Origin of the sequence: Pseudomonas sp. dw_612 (genome assembly GCF_018449725.1) — a bacterium.
GTDB lineage: Bacteria > Pseudomonadota > Gammaproteobacteria > Pseudomonadales > Pseudomonadaceae > Aquipseudomonas.
The window spans coordinates 111,867-132,927 of sequence record NZ_JAAVVC010000015.1; the positions used below are offsets into that span (position 1 = coordinate 111,867).

The 21,061-nt window shown below is 58.5% G+C and carries 16 protein-coding genes; 9 read left to right on the forward strand and 7 right to left on the reverse strand.

Features of this window, described 5'->3' with window-relative positions; translation table 11 throughout:
- Positions 1–223: 223 nt before the first annotated feature.
- The gene (locus HB680_RS21855; RefSeq protein WP_213940573.1) at positions 224–1,171 is read left to right on the forward strand and encodes a LysR family transcriptional regulator; all 948 of its coding nucleotides are present in this window, start codon (positions 224–226) and stop codon (positions 1,169–1,171) included.
- A gap of 91 nt (positions 1,172–1,262) precedes the next feature.
- Positions 1,263–2,066: a putative hydro-lyase gene (locus HB680_RS21860; protein WP_213940575.1), complete on the forward strand. Its 804-nt coding sequence runs from the start codon at positions 1,263–1,265 to the stop codon at positions 2,064–2,066.
- Positions 2,067–2,070: 4 nt separating this feature from the next.
- On the opposite strand, the gene HB680_RS21865 is transcribed toward HB680_RS21860, so the two are convergent.
- Entirely contained in the window at positions 2,071–2,961 is an 891-nt protein-coding gene (locus HB680_RS21865) for an AraC family transcriptional regulator (RefSeq protein ID WP_213940576.1), read from the reverse strand.
- Positions 2,962–3,205: 244 nt separating this feature from the next.
- On the opposite strand from HB680_RS21865, the gene HB680_RS21870 reads away from it, so the two are divergent.
- From HB680_RS21870 to HB680_RS21885, 4 genes are all read left to right on the forward strand, one after another.
- Positions 3,206–4,516 (forward strand): sugar ABC transporter substrate-binding protein, encoded by a 1,311-nt coding sequence (locus HB680_RS21870; RefSeq protein WP_213940577.1) that lies wholly within the window; start codon positions 3,206–3,208, stop codon positions 4,514–4,516.
- A 148-nt stretch (positions 4,517–4,664) separates the two neighbouring features.
- The gene (locus tag HB680_RS21875; protein WP_213940578.1) at positions 4,665–5,438 is read left to right on the forward strand and encodes an L-iditol 2-dehydrogenase; all 774 of its coding nucleotides are present in this window, start codon (positions 4,665–4,667) and stop codon (positions 5,436–5,438) included.
- Positions 5,439–5,578: 140 nt separating this feature from the next.
- Positions 5,579–6,013, forward strand: a complete 435-nt coding sequence (locus tag HB680_RS21880; RefSeq protein ID WP_213940579.1) for a hypothetical protein — start codon at positions 5,579–5,581, stop codon at positions 6,011–6,013.
- A 282-nt stretch (positions 6,014–6,295) separates the two neighbouring features.
- The gene (locus HB680_RS21885; RefSeq protein ID WP_213940580.1) at positions 6,296–7,021 is read left to right on the forward strand and encodes a LuxR family transcriptional regulator; all 726 of its coding nucleotides are present in this window, start codon (positions 6,296–6,298) and stop codon (positions 7,019–7,021) included.
- Positions 7,022–7,140: 119 nt separating this feature from the next.
- On the opposite strand, the gene HB680_RS21890 is transcribed toward HB680_RS21885, so the two are convergent.
- A complete protein-coding gene (locus HB680_RS21890; RefSeq protein WP_213940582.1) occupies positions 7,141–7,740 on the reverse strand; it encodes a threonine transporter RhtB in 600 nt (199 codons plus the stop codon).
- A gap of 488 nt (positions 7,741–8,228) precedes the next feature.
- Here HB680_RS21890 and HB680_RS21895 point away from each other — a divergent pair, with 488 nt between their 5' ends.
- Positions 8,229–8,915: an acyl-homoserine-lactone synthase gene (locus tag HB680_RS21895; RefSeq protein WP_213940583.1), complete on the forward strand. Its 687-nt coding sequence runs from the start codon at positions 8,229–8,231 to the stop codon at positions 8,913–8,915.
- 136 nt (positions 8,916–9,051) lie between these two features.
- Complete coding sequence (locus HB680_RS21900; RefSeq protein ID WP_213940584.1) at positions 9,052–9,900, forward strand: helix-turn-helix transcriptional regulator; 849 nt, start codon at positions 9,052–9,054, stop codon at positions 9,898–9,900.
- A 61-nt stretch (positions 9,901–9,961) separates the two neighbouring features.
- On the opposite strand, the gene HB680_RS21905 is transcribed toward HB680_RS21900, so the two are convergent.
- The 3 genes from HB680_RS21905 to HB680_RS21915 form a co-directional block, all read right to left on the reverse strand.
- Entirely contained in the window at positions 9,962–13,036 is a 3,075-nt protein-coding gene (locus HB680_RS21905) for an efflux RND transporter permease subunit (RefSeq protein WP_213940585.1), read from the reverse strand.
- Positions 13,033–14,073, reverse strand: coding sequence for an efflux RND transporter periplasmic adaptor subunit (locus HB680_RS21910; RefSeq protein WP_256735601.1), 1,041 nt, complete (start codon positions 14,071–14,073; stop codon positions 13,033–13,035). The genes HB680_RS21905 and HB680_RS21910 overlap by 4 nt, the downstream gene beginning before the upstream one ends.
- Positions 14,074–14,138: 65 nt before the next feature.
- Positions 14,139–15,560 (reverse strand): efflux transporter outer membrane subunit, encoded by a 1,422-nt coding sequence (locus tag HB680_RS21915; protein ID WP_213940586.1) that lies wholly within the window; start codon positions 15,558–15,560, stop codon positions 14,139–14,141.
- 535 nt (positions 15,561–16,095) lie between these two features.
- Between HB680_RS21915 and HB680_RS21920 the strand changes: the two genes are divergently transcribed.
- The gene (locus HB680_RS21920; protein ID WP_213940587.1) at positions 16,096–17,436 is read left to right on the forward strand and encodes a diaminobutyrate--2-oxoglutarate transaminase family protein; all 1,341 of its coding nucleotides are present in this window, start codon (positions 16,096–16,098) and stop codon (positions 17,434–17,436) included.
- 342 nt (positions 17,437–17,778) lie between these two features.
- Here HB680_RS21920 and HB680_RS21925 read toward each other — a convergent pair whose 3' ends face one another.
- Positions 17,779–19,740, reverse strand: coding sequence for a MacB family efflux pump subunit (locus tag HB680_RS21925; RefSeq protein ID WP_213940588.1), 1,962 nt, complete (start codon positions 19,738–19,740; stop codon positions 17,779–17,781).
- A 2-nt stretch (positions 19,741–19,742) separates the two neighbouring features.
- Positions 19,743–20,894 (reverse strand): macrolide transporter subunit MacA, encoded by a 1,152-nt coding sequence (gene macA, locus HB680_RS21930; protein ID WP_213940589.1) that lies wholly within the window; start codon positions 20,892–20,894, stop codon positions 19,743–19,745.
- Positions 20,895–21,061: the final 167 nt, after the last annotated feature.

The following is a 21,061-nucleotide window of genomic DNA, read 5'->3' on the forward strand; positions in this document are numbered from 1 at the left end:
GGGGCGTGGCGTCGCGTCCGATATTGTTTTTATAAAGTGGTCATGGGGGAGCTGACGCAATGAACGGCGTCGGGAGCGGATTCTTCGCGTCAGGGCGCGGCGGCGTCAAACGGGAAAAAAGCGAGGTCAGGCATAAGAAAATTTGATGCGCTCAATGGCCGACTCTGGAGTAACAATTGCAACCAGTCCTCTTCATAAGAACCACAACACCAAGAGCGCCGCCATGAACCTCAAATTCCTCGAAACCTTCGTCTGGGTCGCCCGCCTGCAAAGCTTCAGCCTGACCGCCGAGAAAATGTTCAGCACCCAGGCCGCGATCTCCAGCCGGATCGCGGCGCTGGAAGACGAGTTGGGCCTGCGCCTGTTTGTGCGGGACTCGCGCGGGGTGTCGCTGACGCCCGAAGGCCTGAAGGTGCTCGACTATGCCGAGCAAATGCTTGAGGTCCAGCGTGCGTTGAAGCACTCGCTGGACAACACCAGTCCGCAACAGGGCCTGGTGCGCATCGGCGTGATGGACACGGTCATCCACACCTGGCTCAGCCCGTTGATGTCGACCCTGATGCAAACCTTCCCCGCCGTGGAAATCGAAATCACCGCCGACGCCGCGCGCAACCTCTGCGAACAACTGCAAAAGGGCTATCTGGACATCGTGTTCCAGACCGACCTGATCCGCCACGAAAGCGTGCGCAACCTCGAACTGGCGCACTATCCCATGCACTGGATCGCCGCCAGCAATTCGATTTATGCCCGGCCCTATGCGTCGCTGATCGAAATGGCCAGCGAACGCATCATCACCTTCGTCAAGCACTCGCGGCCGCACCAGGACGTGCTCAACCTGCTGCACGCCCATGGCATCAGTGCGCCGCGGGTCAGTTGCGTCAACTCGGTGTCGGCCATGACCCGGCTGATTCGCGACGGCTTCGGCATTGGCGCGTTGCCGGCGGCGCTGGTGGCCAAACCCCTGGCCAGCGGCGAGTTGATTCAACTGGAGCCCGGCACCGGCCTGCCGCAACTGGATGTCGTGGCTTCGTGGCGCGCCGGGGTCGGCCTGGAGCTGATCGAGAACATCGTCGACATGAGCCGCCAGGTGGTCGGTCAATACGCGATTGATGTCGGCCCGCAGCGCATGATCGCGGCCCCCGGCCTGAACAGTCGCCGGCCCCTCGAATAACTTTTAGTTGTCTGGGGGCAACAACATTCCTTGTTGGACGGCATCGCCACGGTTTTCTAAAAAGAACCCACGAACCTGTGGAGTTATCGTGATGAATCAACCCGCCCTGTCCTTCGAACAATTACAACCGCGTGCCCCGCTGGCCCTGCGCCAAAGCATCGCCGCCGGACACTATCAGGGCCACACCAGCGGCCTGGGCCAGGGCCGGGTGCAAGCCAATATCGTGATTCTGCCCAGCGATTGGGCCAATGAGTTCCTGCGCTACTGCACGCTCAATCGCCAGGCCTGTCCGCTGCTGGATGTGACTGAGCCGGGGGATCCGTTTTTCCGCAATCTCGGCACCGCCATCGACATTCGCCACGATGTGCCGCGCTACCGAGTGTATCGCCATGGCGAATTGAGCGAGGAGCCGCTGGACATTGAATCCCTGTGGCAGGACGGCCTGGTGGCTTTCGCCATCGGCTGTTCGTTCTCCTTCGAACAACCGCTGCTGGATGCCGGCATCGCCCTCAAGCACATCAACTTGGGGCGCAATGTCGCCATGTACCAGACCAACATCGACACCCGCCCCACCGCACGCCTGGGCGGCAAACTGGTGGTAAGCATGCGCCCGATGAAAGCCGCCGCAGCGATCCAGGCCATCCAAATCACCGCGCGCATGCCGAACGTCCACGGCGCCCCGGTACATATCGGCGATCCGTCCTTGATTGGCATCCGCTCGCTGGACGCGCCGGATTACGGCGATGCCGTGCCGATCGCCGCCGATGAAATTCCGGTGTTCTGGGCCTGCGGGGTGACGCCGCAATCGGTGGTGCAAGCCTCACGCCCACCGCTGTGCATCACCCATGCGCCGGGGTGCATGTTAGTGACGGATTTGTGGAACAGCACGGTGTGATGCTTCAACCCGCCTGCAACCGCTGTCGATACTCGCTCGGCGTTTCCTGCATTTCATGGCGGAAGTGCCGATTGAAATTCGACAGGTTGGCATAGCCGACTTCAAAGCAGATGTTGGCGACGCTGAGGCTGCTCTGCGCCAATAAACGACAGGCCCGTTGCACCCGCAGCTTGCGGGTCAGGTCGACGAAGGTGTGACCGGTCGCGCGTTTGAAGAACTTGGAAAACGCCGGTTCACTCATCTCCAGGCGCCGGGCGATGACCGACAGGCGCAGTTCCTCGGCGAGGTCGTTGAGGATGTAGTCGAAAACGATGCTCATGCGCTGGGCCGTCAAGGCGTCGAGCATGGGCGCGTATTGCAGGCTGGCGAGGGTCTTTCTTTGGCTGTCGGGTGCCGAGGCCAGCAGTTGCAGCAGCGACAGGAACAGGCACAACCGCGCAAAACCCTGGCTCTGCCCGATCTGTTCCAGCAACTCGGCGGCTTTCTTGCGGGTCACACCGCTGAATTCGATGCCCTGGGCGGCTTGTCGAAACAGGCTTTGCAGCTCATTGAGTTCAGGCACCAGATTGCGCAGTTGCATCAACGCCTGGCCATCGAATTGCAACACCACATCGCGCCCGGTAATCACCTCGCCTTTGCCCAGGTCGCTGATCCAGTCATGCGGCAGGCCGGGTCCGATCAGCGCCACATGGCCGGCCTCGAACAAGCCAATGTAGTCCCCCGCCAACAGTCGACCGCTACCCTCGCGGATCAGGTGGATTTCGAATTCGGGGTGATGATTCCAGCGCGCCAGGTCGAAAGGATAGTCATGCTGATACCAGCGAAAGCTGTGCTGCGGCTCGTTGAGGATGACTTCGAGCGCGGGCTGTTTTTCCGCGGTGGCGTAATGGCTCATCACTGTCGAGTCCTTATTATTTTTGTAGATCAAGCAAGATTCACACTAAGGCGTAGGAGTTGCCTAGCGCAATGGCGGGCGGCGACTGATACTTTTTTGCCGCGAGCAACGGCGGTTAAAAAAGTATCAGTACGGCGTATGCCATTCATTTGTGACGCCCGTGGGCAGCTGTTGTAATCGATTCGCCATCCCGGATTACAACAATAAAAGTTTCTGCTGCCCAGGCCGCAGAGCGGAGAACACGATGAAGCTATTGCCCAACGCACTTTTTCTGTCCGCCGGTCTTTCCTTCGCCCTGCTCGGCCACGCGGCCGACACCGTCACCATCGCCACGGTGAACAACAGCGACATGATCCGCATGCAAAAGCTCTCGAAAACCTTCGAGGCCGCGCACCCGGACATCAAGCTCAATTGGGTGGTGCTGGAAGAGAATGTCCTGCGCCAGCGCCTGACCACCGACATTGCCACGCAGGGTGGCCAGTTCGACGTGCTGACCATCGGCACCTATGAAACGCCGTTGTGGGCGGCCAAACACTGGCTGGAGCCGATGCAGGATTTGCCCGCCGACTATGACGTTGAGGACATCTTCCCCTCGGTTCGCCAGGGACTTTCCATCAACGACACGCTCTACGCCCTGCCGTTCTACGGCGAAAGCACCGTCACTTACTACCGCACCGACCTGTTCAAGGACGCCGGGCTGAGCATGCCCGAGCGCCCGACCTGGACCCAGCTCGGCGAGTTCGCCGGCAAGCTGCACCACCCGGACCAGGAGCAATACGGCATGTGCCTGCGGGGCAAGGCCGGTTGGGGTGAAAACATCGCGTTGCTGTCGACCATGGCCAATGCGTTTGGCGCGCGCTGGTTCGACGAGCAATGGCAACCACAACTGACCGGCCCGCAATGGACCGCCGCCGCCAATTTCTACGTCGATACGCTGAAGCGCTTCGGACCGCCGGGTGTATCGAGCAACGGCTTCAACGAAACCCTGGCGCTGTTCAACAGCGGCAAATGCGCGATCTGGGTCGACGCCAGCGTCGCCGGTTCGTTTATCACCGACAAGACCCAGAGCAATGTCGCTGACAAGGTCGGCTTCGTCGCCGCGCCGACGCAAGTTACGGACAAGGGCTCGTCCTGGCTCTATGCGTGGTCGCTGGCGATTCCCACCAGCTCCCAACACAAAGCGGCGGCCAAAGCCTTTGTTACCTGGGCCACGTCCAAGGAATACATCCAGCTCGTCGCGGAGAAGGACGGCATCACCAACGTGCCGCCGGGCACCCGGATGTCCACCTACAGCGACGCCTACTTGCAGGCCGCGCCGTTTGCCAAAGTCACGCTGCAAATGATGCAGAACGCCGACCCGGCGCACCCGTCCATGCAGCCTGTGCCTTACGTCGGTATCCAGTACGTGACCATCCCCGAGTTCCAGGCCATCGGCACGTCGGTGGGCAAGCAGTTGTCCGCCGCCCTGACCGGGCAGATGTCGGTCGAACAGGCCTTGGCCAGCGCCCAGCAATCCACCGAACGCGAGATGAAGCGCGCCGGGTATCCCAAATAATCAGCGCAACCCCCTGTGGGAGCGGGCTCGCTCGCGAAGGGGCTCTGTCAGTCTGCATTGATGTGGATGACACACCGCTTTCGCGAGCAAGCCCGCTCCCACACTGGATTTGTACACCTGCCTATAACTCCAACAAACGGAGAAGAACATGAAACGCCTGGAAGGAAAAAGCACCCTCATCACCGGTTCAGCCCGAGGCATTGGCCGGGCCTTCGCCCAAGCCTATATCCACGAAGGCGCAACCGTGGCGATTGCAGATATCAACCTGCAACAGGCTCAAGCCACGGCGGCGGAGTTGGGTCCGAATGCCTACGCGGTCGAGATGGACGTCACCGACCAGACCTCCATCGACAGCGCCATCGCAGACGTCGTCGCGAAAGTCGGCAAGCTCGATATCCTGATCAACAACGCCGCACTGTTTGATCTCGCGCCAATCACGGAGATCTCCCGCGACAGCTACGAGCGCCTGTTCTCGATCAACGTGGCGGGCACCCTGTTCACCTTGCAGGCCGCCGCCCGGCAAATGATCAGCCAGGGGCATGGCGGCAAGATCATCAACATGGCCAGTCAGGCCGGGCGTCGGGGCGAAGCGTTAGTCGCGGTGTATTGCGCGACCAAAGCGGCGGTGATCAGCCTCACGCAATCGGCGGGGCTGAACCTGATCAAACACGGCATCAATGTGAACGCCATCGCCCCGGGCGTGGTGGACGGTGAGCATTGGGACGGCGTGGATGCGTTGTTCGCCAAGCATGAAAACCGTCCGCTCGGGGAAAAGAAGAAACTGGTCGGCGAGGAAGTGCCGTTCGGACGCATGGCTACGGCGGCGGACCTGGTGGGGATGGCGATCTTCCTGGCATCGGCCGAGAGTGATTACATCGTGGCGCAGACGTACAACGTTGATGGCGGCAATTGGTTGAGTTGACCCCGAAATGGGGGACAAGAAACGCCACTCATGGAGTGGCGTTTTCGTGTCCGCTGGCCTGGAAAGTACCCGCAGAGCCGGTTCGGCTGGTATTGTGCTGCGCTGTGAAAATACGCCGCATGACTGTGAGGGAATTGACGTTGAGTACTGAAGAAAAAATGACCGGGGATTTGTTCGCAGTCGATGATAAACGCCTGGGGCTAAAGCCCGTCGTGGACTTCAACAGCTATCTGCGCGTGGCCTTCGGCGACGGTAAGTGCACCTGCATTCGTTGTGTCGAAAAACAGGGCGACGAGACCGGTTATGAGTACCAGCACACCTTCAATCTGGAAGGGCAAGTGGTGCACCGCCGCTTCGCGTCCACCGCCGGTAGCGATGTGCTGATGGCGCTGAAGAAGGCCTGGCTGTCGTATACCAAAGCGGAGCTTGAGGTGTACGGAAATCTGGTGCTGGCCACCGTGAAGGAGTTTGTCGAGCCTCAGTTGCACAAGCGGTTACAGCCGCTGTTTCTGGCCAGTGGTTTGGTCAAGGACGTTGACGGGAACCTGCAATTGCAGCAACAACTGGCTGCCTGATTATCGTTGAATTATCCGTAAAATAGCGCACCCGCCGAGTGCCGGTGCGCCAACTATTAACCTGTTATGACTGAGCATTCTGCTCCTCAGCCTCTCTGAAAAAACATGTAAAAGCCATGCTAATTTTTCAATTTGGCACAGCAAAAAACATTCTTGTCATCCCTGGCGACCGGTGCTATAACTCCGTCATATTTCAACTAACATTCAACAATATTAGAGCAATTGGTCTAATAAGGGCTCTTGCTTTATAAAAAATCGCCCCATTGACCGAGCCCTCCCATCATGCCCAAGCTTACCCCAAGCCAAAGCATTTTCGATTTAGTCCAGGAGCTTGAGAACACTATCCCGGGATTAAATAAAAAAGAGTACGTTGAAATACTGGAATGGATATTCGGCAAGTTAGAGGTGAGTAAATTCGCCTATGTGCACATGGACTCTACCCCCTTCGAAAGCTCCGACATCGCCATTCATAGCAATTACCCCGCCGAATGGGTTGAAACCTATCGTAAAAACGCCCTCTACAAGTCAGATCCCGTCATGGCGAACTCCGCCATCACCTCGAATCCATTCTTCTGGAATGAGATCCCGGATGAATCAAACACGGAGATATTTGAACAATCGCAGGAATATGGCATCCAGCAAGGTTTCAGCATCCCGCTTCATGAGCCAGGTCGTGCGTTCGGCTCCATTCATTTAACTTCGGAAGACAACGATCCTGACTTTGTGCGCATTGTCCGGGAAAACATGTTCATCATCAAAACCATCAGCATTATTGCCCATCAATATCGCCCCATCGAAACCAGCACCGAAAGTGCATTTAAACTGACGCCCAGAGAACATGAATTCCTGCACTGGCTTGCGCTTGGGAAGAACTACAAGGAAATAGGCCTGATCATGAGCATCACCGAGCGGACCGTTAAATTCCACGCCAAGCAAATGACCGAAAAACTGGATTGTGTAAACGTCAAGCAGGCCATGATCAAAGCGTTATACCTGAACCTGATTTAGCACTCGACGTACTGAATAGTTAATCCTTCGCGACAACTCACTTCAACTCCAGTTCCGTAGTACCCCCACAACTGCACAGGCATTGTGCAGAAATGGGACAGGCGTCACCTTTTTCCAGGTCACGCAAACACTACCTTGGACGCCACATTAAACAGCATCACCGACGCAAACAATCCAATCACCACAGAAATCGTTCTATTGACCATTCGCCCGGTTATAGACGAATGCAGTTTGCGGCCGCAATAAGCACCCGTCGCCACCCAGACAAGCCCGACCGGAAAGATAATGATCGAAAACAGCGACATAAAGGGCACATAACTGTTGAGTGCCAAGAATGTGCCGGTGGGTGCAACGAACGATACGAAAAACAAACCCTTCGGATTGGTGAGTGTTGCCAGGAACAATTCAGGAACAGTAATAGCCGCGACAGCGGAAGTGGCATTGCCTCGGGTCGAAAACCACAACTTCAGCGAAATATAAAACAGGAAACACACGGCGAAGATCTTGGTGCCCGTCACCACCCATGAATAATCAACAGCCAGGCGGTCAATGAACACGCCCCAGACCGTAATCTGAATCATATAAGCCAGCCATTCTGCAGCAATCAGCCGGAACGAATGGGCGTTCAAGCCCCGGCTGATGCCCGATTGCAGCAGCAGGGAATTGGTGGGGCCCGGAACCAGCAGCACGGTAAGCAGGGAAATCGCAATATAGTACATAAGGTCATCCATACCAGAAGCCGAGGCGGCTTATATTTTCAGGAGGCGAATCAGTCCATCCTTATGCAATAAATGCCAGGACTGACAAGCGTAATATTGGCGTCACACCGAAAGCAGAATCGAGATTGCAACCGCACTCAGCCATATGGCAGAGCAACAATAGACTTCGACTATTGCTGTTTGATTACGTAAATAAAGTCCAACTGTATCAATGGCTCCACACCTCCCGCCTACCCATAATAATTACAGCCCGAAACCCCCTGTCGCCGGGTTTGTGATCGAGTCCACACGCTCACCAATAATTAATTCAATAGTCAGCATTCGGTACAGATAGGACAACTGGTGTTAAAGCGCCACACCCTTAAGAAAACCAAACTATCAATTAAACAACAGCCAAGAAAAACCAGACACTGTACTTAAGGACAGTTGTAATACTTTAGTCTAGCGTTAACAGTAAAGTCCCCACGCACAACCAAGAACGTCCGACCATGAAACAATTTCATAGCGAATTTGAGTTTTCCGGTGTACACACTAGCATCGGCAGTTACTCGACAATCCCGCCAACAATCCTAGAGCAAATACTCTCAATTCGAAAAGTCGCATTCATTGATAGAAAAAAATGGGACATTGAAAGCTATCAAGGCAGCGATTATGAGTCTGACGAATACGACGACACTGACGCCATCTATATCTACTCCCACCAACGAGATCGCGTCACCGGATGCGTCAGACTTCGCCCTTCCAGCAAACCAACCCTTATTTCTGGCGCATTAAGTTTTATGCTGACCACGGATAAAACCAGGCCCAACACAAAACATTGTTGGGAGGCGACCCGATTTGCACTGGCGGCCAACGATAATTGCATTGGAGAACTTAATAAATCGAACATCGATTTTCGCACGGCGGCAATTTTTCTGTCAATGATAAAGTTCGCCTTTAAACAAAACGTACACACCTATGAAGTTGTTGTAGATGCCATGATGGAAAAAATCCTTAAACGTTCCGGCTGGGCAGTCAATAGACGAAATATTGCCCAGGGAAGCAAAGGCGAAAAAGTTATCTACGGCACCCTCGCCTGCACATCCTCCATCTATAAAGAGGTTCTCAAGAAGAATATCCCTACGAGTACAACGTTATACGATGAAGATCTAACCGAATCATTGATGGCCTGCTAATATCACCGCGTGATATCTGACCCGCACAGGCTTAATCACCCACCTGAAACAAATCAGCAATGCGCTGTATATACACTGATGGCATGTCGAAATTAAACAAAAACAACCCCAATCAAAATCATGACATGGAGAGCCGATGAACTTACAAAGATTATTCCCGCACGTTGGCAAAGTCATTGCCAGTACAGGCAGCCGTAATTTCCCCCGCATGTTGCATGATCTGATACTCACGGAAGTGCCTGTAGACGCCACCCATATTACGGAGCAGTGGATAGACGATAGGGATATTTCTGAACTGAGCACATCAAGTATTGGCTGCGTCGGACTCAATAACACGTGCATAGACGCCATTATGGACACCCACACGGTAAAAAAGCCTTATTTACTGGCTGATGATATTTTCTTCGAAGACGCGAAATATCAGAAGCTGCCGGACTTTTCTTGCTGTCTACTCGCCCAGGACCAGTCGGACACGGTGCCACCCAAGGCTGCCGCCCAACTGCACCTGACCTCCCGGAAAAACGGTCGCCGCTACGTCCTGTCTGTCTACCGCTCTCATCTTTCCCAAGGCTTTTCGCCACAGGAATGTGCCTTCTTGAAAGATTTTTCCTGCCTGTTGTTGCCCATGGTTGAAGAGCACGTGGCTGCCCTGCTCCCGTCGGCACCGGCTCGACCAGACGCCCACATCGCGCTGGATGAACCCGAACACGGCGGCATGGAAACGTTGCGACAGCGCTTTGCCGATCGCTTGCTTGAGTCGGGATTGACCCTCTCATCCCGCGAAACCGAAGTGTGCGTTGGCTTGCTGGCCGGGCATACGGCGCCCGAACTCGCCGAGCAATTCGATCTGAGAGTGAACACCGTCGAGAGCTATCTGAAGCGCGCGGCGATAAAAATGGGCATCGGCGGACGCCGATCGCTGATTCGCTGGATGCACTCGGTGGATGCACAACCCGCCATACCCGCACTGCGCAACGCCGTCTAAAACCCCTTCCACTCTTTTCCCGACCGCAGCCCACAACAGGCTCGGGTCGGGGAATCCTGCTTCAGCCTTCATGCGCCACCTCCCTGTCCGGCAGTACGCCAACGCGACGTTTGAGCGACTGCAATACATCGTCCACATAGGTAAAGATCACCGGCACCACCAACAAACTGAGCAATGTCGAGGTCAGCAAACCGCCGATCACCACGACGGCCATCGGCTGCCGGAAACTCGGGTCTTCGCCGATGCCCATCGCGGTCGGTAGCATCCCGGCGCCCATGGCGATGGTGGTCATCAGGATCGGGCGGGCACGCTTGTGGCAAGCGTTGACCAACGCATCGTAGCGATTCAGGCCGTAATCCCGGCGCGCCATGATCGCGTACTCCACCAACAGAATTGAGTTCTTGGTCACGATCCCCATCAGCATCAGCAAACCGATCACTGACGGCAGGGAAAAACTCAGGTTGCAGATCAACAGTGCGACCAGCGCGCCGCCCAACGACAGCGGCAAGGCCGACAGAATCGTCGCCGGCTGCAAGAAATCGTGGAACAGCAACACCAGCACCGCATAAATACAAAACACGCCGATGGCCATGGCCAAGCTGAAACTGCCGAACAGTTCACTCATCAGTTGCAACTCGCCCGCCTCCACCAGTTTCACTTCGGGGGGAAGATTTTTCATCACCGGCAACTGGCTGGCCTCGGCCATGACTTCACCCACGGTGCGGCCATTGAGCTCGATGGACAGCGTGATGTTGCGCAAGCGGTCGAGCCGGGTGATTTGCGCCGGCCCGCTGCCCATGCGCAGGTCACCCAGTGAAGCCAGTGACACCTGGCCGTCGCGACCGGTCACGCGCAATTGGTTGATCGCGTCCAGGTCGTTGCGCACCAGCGGGTCCATGCGCACCCGAACATCCACCTGACGTTGCGACAAGTTGATCTTGCCCAGTGCCGAGGAATATTCACCATAGGTCGCCATGCGCAGGGTATCGGCGATTTCCTGGCTGGTGATGCCCTGCTCCGCCGCCCGGGCGAAATCGGGGTGCATCTGGATTTCCGGACGCTGCAACGCGGCACTGGACGTCACGTTGCCGATGCCTTGCAATTGCCGCAGCTGCGGCTCCAGGGCGCTGGCGGTGCGCACCAGCAAGTCGCCGTCGTCACTGGCCAGCACGATGTCAAGTTTCTCGCCGCTGCCATCGCCGCCGACGTTGACCCGCACCCCAGGCAAGGTGCGCAACGCCTGGCGGATTTTCGCTTCGACTTCGACCTGCTTGAGCGCGCGCTCACCACGGGGCACCAGGTCCACGGTGATAATCGAATCACCATTGCCGGTGATGTCCTTGGGCCCGGAGCCTGAGCTGCTGGCGGTTCCCACCGAACTGAAGACGTGTTTGACTTCAGGCATGGCGTTGAGCTTTTCGTTGGCCAGCAGGGTCATTGCCGTGGTCTGGTCCAGGGTCGCGCCGGGTGGCAGTTCGAGAATGACTTTGCTGCGGGACGTATCGGCGGCCGGCAGAAAACTGGTGGGCAGCAATGGAATCAGCATCAGCGAACCGATGAAAAACAAGCTGGCGCAGAGCATCGTGGTTCTGCGCCAGTTCAGCGTGCCGTGAATCCAGCCCAGATAACGCTTCATGACCCTGCCATCGTGCTCGGCCTCGTGCCGGGCCCGCAGGAAATAGGCGGCCATCATCGGCGTCAGCAACCGCGCTACCAGCAAGGAAAAGAGCAGCGCGGCCGAGGCCGTCACTCCAAACTGGCGGAAGATGATGCCGGCGATACCGCCCATGAACGCCGTGGGCAGGAACACCGCGACCAGGGTCATGGTGGTCGCCAGCACCGCAAGGCCGATTTCGTCCGCCGCTTCGATGGCCGCCTGGCGTGGGGTCTTGCCCATGCGCAAGTGTCGGGCGATGTTCTCGATCTCGACGATGGCATCGTCCACCAGCACGCCGATGACCAGCGCCAGGGCCAGCAAGGACACGGTGTTCAGCGTGAAACCGGCCAGGTACATCACGCCAAATGTGGGAATGATCGACAGGGGCAATGCCGTGGCCACGATCAGCGTCGCCCGCCAGTCGCGCAAAAACCACCAGACCACCAGCACCGCCAGGAGCATGCCTTCGTACAACAAGCTCATCGAACCGTGGTAGTTGTCGATGACCGACTCCACGGCATCGCTCGCTTCAACGATCTGCACGTTGGGATGTTGTTTGGCGAACTCGGTCATGGCTTCACGCACGCCAGCGGCCACGCCGACATCGGAGAACCCCAGCGAACGCACGACCTGAAAACCGATCACCGGTTTGCCATCGCGAAACGCCCGGGTGCTGCGTTCGGCGTGGGTGTCGCGGATATCCGCCAGTTGCCGCAACGGCAGCAGGCGCCCGTCACCGCTCGGAATATCAATGGCACCGAGCGCCGCCGGGTCGTCAATCGCTCCCAGCGTGCGAAGTGACTGCTGCCCGCTGCCGAGGTTGCCCTGGCCGCCGGAGTTGTCCTTCTGCATCGCTTTCAGTTGACCCGCCACATCGGAGACGCGGATACCGAGCCCGGCCATCAACGCTGGGTCAAGGTTGACCTGAATTTCCCGATCAACCCCGCCCATCCGCGAAATCAGCGCCACGCCCTGGACCGACAGCAGTTTTTTGCTCAGCTCATTGTCGACAAACCACGACAACGCCTCTTCATCCAGGCTGTCGGAATCGACGACGTATGTCAGCAGCGAACTGGCGCTGGTGGTCAGCCGCGAGACGGACGGCGTGTCCAGCGCCGCGGGCAGTTGCGGAATCGCGCTGTCCACCGCGTTGCGCACTTCATTCAGCGCCTCGTTGCCATCCTTTTCGATGGCGAAACTGACGCTGATGCTGACGGCGCCGTCGGTGATGATCGTGGTCACGTGCTTGAGCAAGCGCAGGGACGTGAGTTGGTCTTCGAGCTTGCGCGCCACCTCGGTTTCCAGTTGCTCGGGCGCTGCGCCTTCGAGGGAGGCGCTGATGACCACCACCGGCAGGTCCATGTCCGGAAAATCCTGGATGCCGAGTTTGTCGAAACCTATGAGGCCGAAGATCGTCAGCAGGATAAACAGCATCACCGCCGGGACCGGATGGCGGATCGACAGCGCGGAAATATTCATGGCTGGGCCACCTGCGGCTGTGGCTGGACCAGGGTGACGCTCGCGCCATCACTGAGAAAGGCGCCGCCGGAGCGGACGATGCGCGCGGGCTCATCCAGGCCGGACAGAATTTCCACCGAGTTCATCAGGCGCCGGCCAACCTCGACGGGGCGCTGGGCGACGTGGGAATCGTCCCCCAGAGTGAACACGTAAGAGCGACCGTCGCGCAGGATCACCGCCGTGTCCGGCACCGTGAGGGCTTCGCGGGGCGGCAGTTCGATCTGGCCGCTGGCGTACATGCCGGCCTGGGCCGGGCTGTCTTTCGGCAGCGCGACATAGATCAGCGCACGGCTGGTTTTCGTGCTCAGGGTCGGCGACACCAGGCGCACTTTCCCCTCCAGGCTCTGCCCGCCCGGCAAGGTCAGACGCGCGACCTGGCCTGGCTCCACGCGGGACAGCTGACGTGCGTCCAGTTCCGCCTGCCATTCGATGCGCCCGTCACGCACCAGGCGAAACAGTTCATCGCCGGCCGACGGCACCTGGCCGAGCAACGCGGTGCGCGAGGAAATGATGCCGTCGTCGACCGCAACGATGCGCGTCTGCTTGAGGCGAATTTGCGCGGTTTGCAGCTCTGCTTTGGCGCCGGCCAGATCGGCCTTCGCGGTGGCGACCTTGATGCGGTAATCCTCGCGTTGCTGCTCTGACAAGGCGCCGCCCTGCCCCACAATCCCGGCGCGGCGATCATTGGAAGTGGCTTGCTGCAAACTGGCGACAGCCTGAGCGACCAGTGCCTGCTGCTTGCTCTCTTCGGCCAGCACGGTTTCCGGGGCCAGGATCGCCAGCAACTGGCCTTTCTTCACCCGGCTGCCGACATCCGCTTCTAGACTGGCGATGCGCAAGCTGCTGGTCTCGGCACTGATCACCGCTTCTTGCCAGGGCGCCAGTGCGCCGCTGGCCGACAGCAACTGCGGCCACTGTTGCCGACGCGCCTGGACCACTTCGACGCTCAAACTGGCGACGCTTGGGGCATCCGCCACGGGTTCGGTTTTTTGGCCCAGAGAGACAAAAGCTACCACCGCCACGAGCACGCCAGCGGCGATCAACCCATTGCGCAAGGCCGGCCTCACGCTCCGTTACCTCGGGATGCGGTTTGTGGCTGATCGGCTTGCCAGCCACCGCCCAACGCCTTGTACAGGGCGATCCAGTAGCGCACTTGGTCCTGCTGCAAAGTAATCAATTCAATCTCTGACGTAAGGGCCAATCGGCGGGCGGTTTCCCGATCAAGCAGGCTGACACTGCCGGCCTGCCAGTTGCGGTCGATGGCTGCGTAGGATTCGCGGTAGCCGGCGGTGGAACGTTCGACTTGTACTTCCCGGCGCCGAGCGGCATCGAGGCGCACCAGGGATTGTTCGACTTCCATGACGCTGGTGCGCAAGGTCTGGCGATAGAGCGCCAGTGCCGAGTCGTAGTTCGCCTTGGCGCTGTCCACCACCGAACGGCGCTTGCCCGCATCGAATATTGGAATGGATAAGGCCGGGCCGAAGGTCCAGGAGCGGTTCAAATCACCGAGGATGCTGCTGACGGAAAAATTCCCGGAAAGACTCAGGGAGGGGAAACGATCAGCCTGGGCGACGCCGATGTCCGCGTTGGCCGCGGCCAGTTCGCGCTCGCTGGACGCCAGGTCCGGACGCTGACGCAGCAGGTCGGCGGGTATTTGCTGGACGTTGAGTTGGGCGGGCTGGGGCAATTGCGCCGGGGTGCGGCTGAGCACTTCGATCAGTTTTCCTTCATCACTGCCGGTCAGCGCGACCAGGCTTTTAAGCAACACCTGGCACTCGCTCTGCTGGCTGATCAGGGTTGATTCATTGCTCGCAGCGCTGGCGTCGGCCAGGGCTGCATCGGCGGACGAAGTAAATCCGGCCAGCAGCGATTGGCGCGTCGAACGTGCTGTCTGCTGCTGGGACTGGGCTTGATCGCTGTAGGCCAGCGCCAGTTTTTGACAGCCGCGGTACTGCACGTAACTGTCGCCGACCTGGGCTGCCAGCGAGACGCGCGCGTCATGCCAATCGTCCACCCGCGCGTCGATGCGGCTGCGCGCGGCTTCTTTGTTACGGCGCAGTTTGCCGAACAAGTCCAGCTCCCACGCCGCGTCGAACTCGGCGGAAGAGCCTGATCCGCTAATGCGGTCGACGCTGGTCAACTGCCCTCCGCGTCCTCCGGACAAGGTGCCTTGGACATGCGGCAACGCATCCGCTGAATTACTGTCCAGGGTCGCGCGGGCCAGGGCGATCTTTGCAAAGGCCTGATCCAGTGAAGGACTGTCCGCTTCGGCCAGGCGCATCAATTCGGCCAGTGCCGGGTCGTTGAATTGCTGCCACCAATTAGTCAGGGCTGCCACCGACGCCCCATGGGGCAACGGCGCTTGCCATTTCGCGGGGATCGGCACCGCCGGCTCCTTATAGTCCGGTCCAAGCATGCAGCCGCTCAGCACCATGGCGCACAGTGCAATCCACAATATTCGGCCTGGAAGTTTGAAGGCATACATATAGGTCCCTTGGCGCCCGACGCAGGCACAGGCACGGCTCAGGAAGTCGATACATGGAGAATGATCAGTCAACGAAGACGACGAAATAGTTGTGCTTCAAAGTTGATGGCCTCGACATGAATTAATGAGGCAGGTGTGTGATTGATTTAAACCGATGGCTGTTTCTGTGTCTGGCGTGGGAAACAGGGACATGTCCGGCCAGATAAATTGGCGATTAATGCAGGGCTCCAGCAGAATCAAATTCGGTTCAAAGCGTGTCTTTCATACCCATCGAACTTTGCTTTTTATCGAGTTCAAAGTTCGCCAACCTGAACAGTTAATCCCTTTGAAAACAAATGATTGAATAACAAAAGATAACGTCGTTATCTGTTTCTCATGACATGAAAACTTGATCGGGCCAGCCAATCGGCTGTTGAGCCAATTGGCTAATTACGCCTGATCGAAACCCATCGCGCGGGCGAATACAGCGACATCGCCTATCCCGGACTTCAATGCCGGTCAGATGTTCTTTCCTACGGCCAATGAGTGATCGAATATGGAAGAGTTAAGCTATCTCAGCAAAGTCGAGTCGAATGCACGCACGTATGCGCGAACGTTCCAGCGCCTGTTTGTCAGTGGCAAGGGCATGCGGGTCAAGGACGCCAACGGCCATGAGTTCCTCGATTGTCTGTCCAACGCCGGTACGCTGGCCCTGGGACATAATCCGTCCGAAGTCAGGGACGCGGTGTTGCATTTTCTCGGTGGCGATCACCTGCAACAGGCGCTCGACCTGGCCACCCCGGCCAAGCACGCCTTCGTGCAGGAACTGTTCTCGATGTTGCCGGCAAAAATGCGCAACACGAGCAAGATCCTGTTCTGCGGTCCCAGCGGTTCGGATGCCGTTGAAGCCGCGATCAAACTGGCGCGCCATTACACCAAACGCTCGACCCTGATGGCCTTCCATGGCGGCTATCACGGCATGACCGCCGGTGCGCTCTCGGCAATGGGCAACCTGCACCCCAAGGCCGACAACGGCCTCATCGCCCAAGGCACGCACTTTCTGCCGTTCCCCTATCGCTTTCGTTGCCCGTTCGGCACCGATGGCGAGGCCACGGATCAGCTGTCCATCGATTACATCCGCACTGTGCTGTCGGACCCCGAAGGTGGCGTGACCAAACCGGCGGCGGTCATTGTTGAAGTCGTGCAAGGCGAAGGCGGTTGCATTCCGGCCTCGGCGAATTGGCTGCGGGCATTGCGGGACATCACCCAGGAACAGGGGATTTTGCTGATCGTCGACGAAGTCCAGACCGGACTGGGCCGCACTGGCAGCACCTTCGCTATCGAGCACGCTGGCATCGTCCCTGACATCCTGGTGTTGTCCAAAGCCATTGGCGGCGGCTATCCGCTGTCGGTGATCGTGTTCGCCGAGCATCTGGACACCTGGAGCCCGGGCATGCACGCCGGCACCTTCCGTGGCAATCAGATCGCGATGGTCGCCGGTGCGGCCACCATGCGTCATATAAAGGAAGGGAATGTGATCGCCCACGCGGCGAAAATGGGCGAGCTGCTGGAAAGCGGTCTGCAGCAGATCGCGCAACGGTATTCATTCATGGGCGATATCCGCGGTCGCGGGTTGATGCTCGGCGTGGAAATCACCAAGCCCGGCACCCAAGGCAAAGCAGGCCCGGGCGATGGTGCCCGTGCACGGGCGATCAAACTCAATTGCTTTGAAAACGGCCTGATCATGGAAACCGGCGGCCGGCATGGCGCGGTGCTGCGGTTCCTGCCGCCGCTGACCATTACCGAATCCGAAGTCGGGATGGTGCTGGATCGCTTCGAGCAGGCGGTGAAAAAATCCGGAGAAGCCCGGCAGCTCTATGCTGGTGAAAAAGCCTGATCTGATACCTCTCAGTCAAGCCTGGCACTGACCCTGTGGGAGCGAGCTTGCTCGCGATAGCGGTAGATCAGCCACATTGATACTGAATGTGCCACCGTCATCGCGAGCAAGCTCGCTCCCACATTTGATCTCGGGCGCTCACAAATCATGAGCTCACAGCAGATCCCACAGGGGATTTTCGGTGCCCGCAGATGTTGTGTTTGGCCCCAAACTAATGTGGGAGCGGGCTTGCTCGCGAAGGCGGCTTCAGCTTCAACATTGATGTCGGCTGACACACCGCTTTCGCGAGCAAGCCCGCTCCCACAGGGGATTGTCTCCCACAGGGGGATGGTCTTTTCCTGTTTAATCCCGCGCCAGTGCTTCAATCGGATCAAGCCGCGCCGCATTGCGCGCCGGTACGAAGCCGAACACGATTCCGATCAGCGTCGAGCACACGAACGCCATGATGATCGAGCCCATCGAGAACACCATCGCCCAGTCCTTGACCAGCAATGAAAAGATGAAGCCGATGCCGAACGACAGTGCAATGCCAATCGTCCCGCCCACCAGGCACACCATCACCGCTTCCACCAGGAATTGCTGGCGGATATCCGACTGACGTGCGCCGACCGCCATGCGAATCCCGATTTCACGGGTGCGCTCGGTCACCGACACCAGCATGATGTTCATCACCCCGATCCCCCCGACCACCAGCGAAATCACCGCGATCAGTGACAGCAGCAACGCCATCGACTGACTGGTTTTCTGCACCGTTTGCATGATGCTGTCGAGGTTGTAGGTGAAGAAGTCCTTGGTGCCGTGACGCTGTTGCATCAGCTTGTTGATGTTGTCCTCGACTGCTTTGCTCGGCTGGCCATCCTTCATGCGCACAGTGATGCTGTCGAGGTAACGCTGGCCCAGCAGCCGACCGGCCGCGGTTTCGTAAGGCATCCACACGTTGAGGGCCTTGCTGGTGTTGAACACGCTTTTCTTGTCTTCGGTAACGCCGATCACCGTGCACGGCAGGTTGTCGACCAGAATCACCTGGCCCAACGGATTGACGGTCGGGCCAAACATCCGCACGCGGGTGTTGTGGTCGATCACCACCACCTGGGACTGGCGCCGGGCATCGTCCTTGCCGAATGAAACGCCCTCGCCCATCTTGATCCCGCGCACCTGGAAGTAACTCTCGCTCACACCGTTGACCGTCGCGGTCACGTCGATGTTTTCGTAGCGCAGCAACAGATTGCGCCCCACGTTGGGCGTGGCGCTGTCGATGTAATACTGCTCGCTCAGGGCCGTAACGTCAGGCAACACCAGGGTTTCGATAGCCGCCGAGCGACTGTCGCCCCAGTCGGTACCGGGGAAAATCTCGATGGTACTGCTGCCGATCGCGGCGATGTCCTTGAGCACATAGCGCTTGGCCCCTTCGCCGATGGCCACGATCGACACCACCGAGGTGATGCCGATGATGATGCCGAGCATGGTCAGCAAGGTGCGCATGCGGTGGGAAATCAACGCGACCCAGGCCATGTTGAACGCTTCGCTGAACAGCCCAAGGCTGGCGACCAGACGGTTCGACTGCTTGACCTTCGGCGGACGCTCGCCCTGTGCCGGCGGGTCTTCCACCGGGCGCTCCAGGTTAATGCGATCGCTGACGATCTCGCCGTCCTGAATCTCGATGATGCGCTTGGCGTTGGCCGCGACTTTTTCATCGTGGGTGACGATGATCACCGTGTGCCCCGCCGCGTTCAGCTCCAGCAGGATCTTCATCACCTCCTTGCCGCTGACAGTGTCGAGGGCGCCGGTCGGTTCATCCGCAAGGATCACTTCGCCGCCATTCATCAAGGCCCGGGCGATACTCACGCGCTGCTGCTGACCGCCGGACAACTGGCTCGGCCGATTCAGCAAATGCCCATCCAGCCCCAACCGCGCCAGCAACTCCCCGGCCCGGTTGTGCCGCTGCGTCTCGGCGACCCCGGCATAGATCGCCGGCATTTCGACGTTATGCAGGGCACTCAAGTGCGGCAGCAAGTGGTATCGCTGAAAGATGAACCCGAAGTGGTCGCGCCGCAGCACCGCCAGTTCACGGTCGTCCATGGCGCTGGTCTCGCGCCCGTCCACTTTGTAGCTGCCGGAGCTGGCGTGGTCGAGGCAACCGAGCACGTTCATCAGCGTCGATTTGCCCGAGCCGGAGGCCCCAGTGATCGCCACGATCTCGCCGGCATTGATGGTCAGGTTGATGTCTTTGAGTGCCTTGAAATCCTTCTCGCCGGCGACAAAGCTACGGCTGATGCCCTTGAGTTCCAATAATGGTCGGCTCATGGTCAGGCCCCTGCCACGGCCGGCGCCGGTTCACCGATGACGACCTTGTCGCCTTCAGCCAGGCCTTCCTTGATCTCGGCCTTGACGTTGTTGTTGATGCCGGTTTTCACATTACGCATCTGTGCCACGCCCTGGGCATCCAGCACTCGGACGGCGAAGCTGCCATCGCTGTTTTTGGAGCCCAGCGCCGCGACCGGCACCATCAACACGTCCTTGGCCTTGTCCAGCACGATGCGCACTTGCGCGGTCATCGAAATACGCAGGCGATGATCCGGGTTTGGCACATCGAACAGTCCGTTGTAAAACACCGCCGTATTCTGCTTGGTCGCGCCGGAAGCCTGGGTTTCCAGGAAGTTTTGCGGCGCGGGCTCAGTGCCGCGCAGCTTGGCGTAGTAGCGTTTTTCCGACTCGCCGAGGATGGTGAAATACACTTCCTGGCCCGGGGTGATGTGAATCACGTCGGCCTCGGACACTTGAGCTTTTACGGTCATGGTGTCGAGGTCAGCCAGTTTCAGCAGCACCGGCGCCAGTTGCTGGGCGATCACGGTCTGGCCTTCCTGGGTCACGACGCCGACGACGTAACCATCGATGGGCGCGACGATGTGGGTGTAAGCCAGATTGACCCGCGCGGTTTCGATCTGGATCCGCGCGTCCTTGATCTGCGCATCGAGGGACACCAGGTTGGCGTTCTGCACCTGGTAGTTGGACTCGGCGGTCTCGTATTCCTGTTTGGAAATGGCATCGTCCGGTTGCAGTTTTTTGTAGCGGTCGTAGGTGGCTTTGGCGTCCTTCAATTGCGCGGCGGTCGCACGTTTTTTCGCCACCAGATTTTCTTCATTGACCTGGGACTGGCGCAGGGCGTTTTGCAGCACCACGGGATCGATTTCCGCCAGCCATTGGCCCTTGGTGACTTTGTCTCCCAGTTTGACCTTGAGCGATTTCAACTGCCCCGAAACCTGGGCACCGACATCAACCTGTTTGATGCCCTGCAGAATCCCGGCCGCCAGCACCGCGTTCTCGATGTCGCCGCGTTCAACCGTGGCGGTCAGGTACTCCGGTGGTTTGCCGGGGGATTGAGCGCTGTAGAAGATCAGACCAGCCACCACGACCAGTACGCTCACGATAGCGATTTTGCGAAACTTCGACTTTTCCATAAATAACCACGAATGCGTTGATGTCAGGCCCGGCCAACCTGTAGCCGGGAGCCATTGATAAGAGCGTCGTGTTGCCTGGAACCGTCGCCGCTCATGGTTGGCAAAACCCGGTTCAGGGGTTCGCCGGCACTGCTGAGTGACGACTGTTCTGCACGAGGGAGTGACGC

What these genes read in the sequence shown, in the direction of transcription:
- HB680_RS21855 (WP_213940573.1), top strand. Translation starts at nt 224, where the DNA reads ATGAACCTCAAATTCCTCGAAACCTTCGTCTGGGTCGCCCGCCTGCAA.
- HB680_RS21860 (WP_213940575.1), top strand. Translation starts at nt 1,263, where the DNA reads ATGAATCAACCCGCCCTGTCCTTCGAACAATTACAACCGCGTGCCCCG.
- HB680_RS21865 (WP_213940576.1), bottom strand. Translation starts at nt 2,961, where the DNA reads ATGAGCCATTACGCCACCGCGGAAAAACAGCCCGCGCTCGAAGTCATC.
- HB680_RS21870 (WP_213940577.1), top strand. Translation starts at nt 3,206, where the DNA reads ATGAAGCTATTGCCCAACGCACTTTTTCTGTCCGCCGGTCTTTCCTTC.
- HB680_RS21875 (WP_213940578.1), top strand. Translation starts at nt 4,665, where the DNA reads ATGAAACGCCTGGAAGGAAAAAGCACCCTCATCACCGGTTCAGCCCGA.
- HB680_RS21885 (WP_213940580.1), top strand. Translation starts at nt 6,296, where the DNA reads ATGCCCAAGCTTACCCCAAGCCAAAGCATTTTCGATTTAGTCCAGGAG.
- HB680_RS21890 (WP_213940582.1), bottom strand. Translation starts at nt 7,740, where the DNA reads ATGTACTATATTGCGATTTCCCTGCTTACCGTGCTGCTGGTTCCGGGC.
- HB680_RS21895 (WP_213940583.1), top strand. Translation starts at nt 8,229, where the DNA reads ATGAAACAATTTCATAGCGAATTTGAGTTTTCCGGTGTACACACTAGC.
- HB680_RS21900 (WP_213940584.1), top strand. Translation starts at nt 9,052, where the DNA reads ATGAACTTACAAAGATTATTCCCGCACGTTGGCAAAGTCATTGCCAGT.
- HB680_RS21905 (WP_213940585.1), bottom strand. Translation starts at nt 13,036, where the DNA reads ATGAATATTTCCGCGCTGTCGATCCGCCATCCGGTCCCGGCGGTGATG.
- HB680_RS21915 (WP_213940586.1), bottom strand. Translation starts at nt 15,560, where the DNA reads ATGTATGCCTTCAAACTTCCAGGCCGAATATTGTGGATTGCACTGTGC.
- HB680_RS21920 (WP_213940587.1), top strand. Translation starts at nt 16,096, where the DNA reads ATGGAAGAGTTAAGCTATCTCAGCAAAGTCGAGTCGAATGCACGCACG.
- HB680_RS21925 (WP_213940588.1), bottom strand. Translation starts at nt 19,740, where the DNA reads ATGAGCCGACCATTATTGGAACTCAAGGGCATCAGCCGTAGCTTTGTC.
- macA (WP_213940589.1), bottom strand. Translation starts at nt 20,894, where the DNA reads ATGGAAAAGTCGAAGTTTCGCAAAATCGCTATCGTGAGCGTACTGGTC.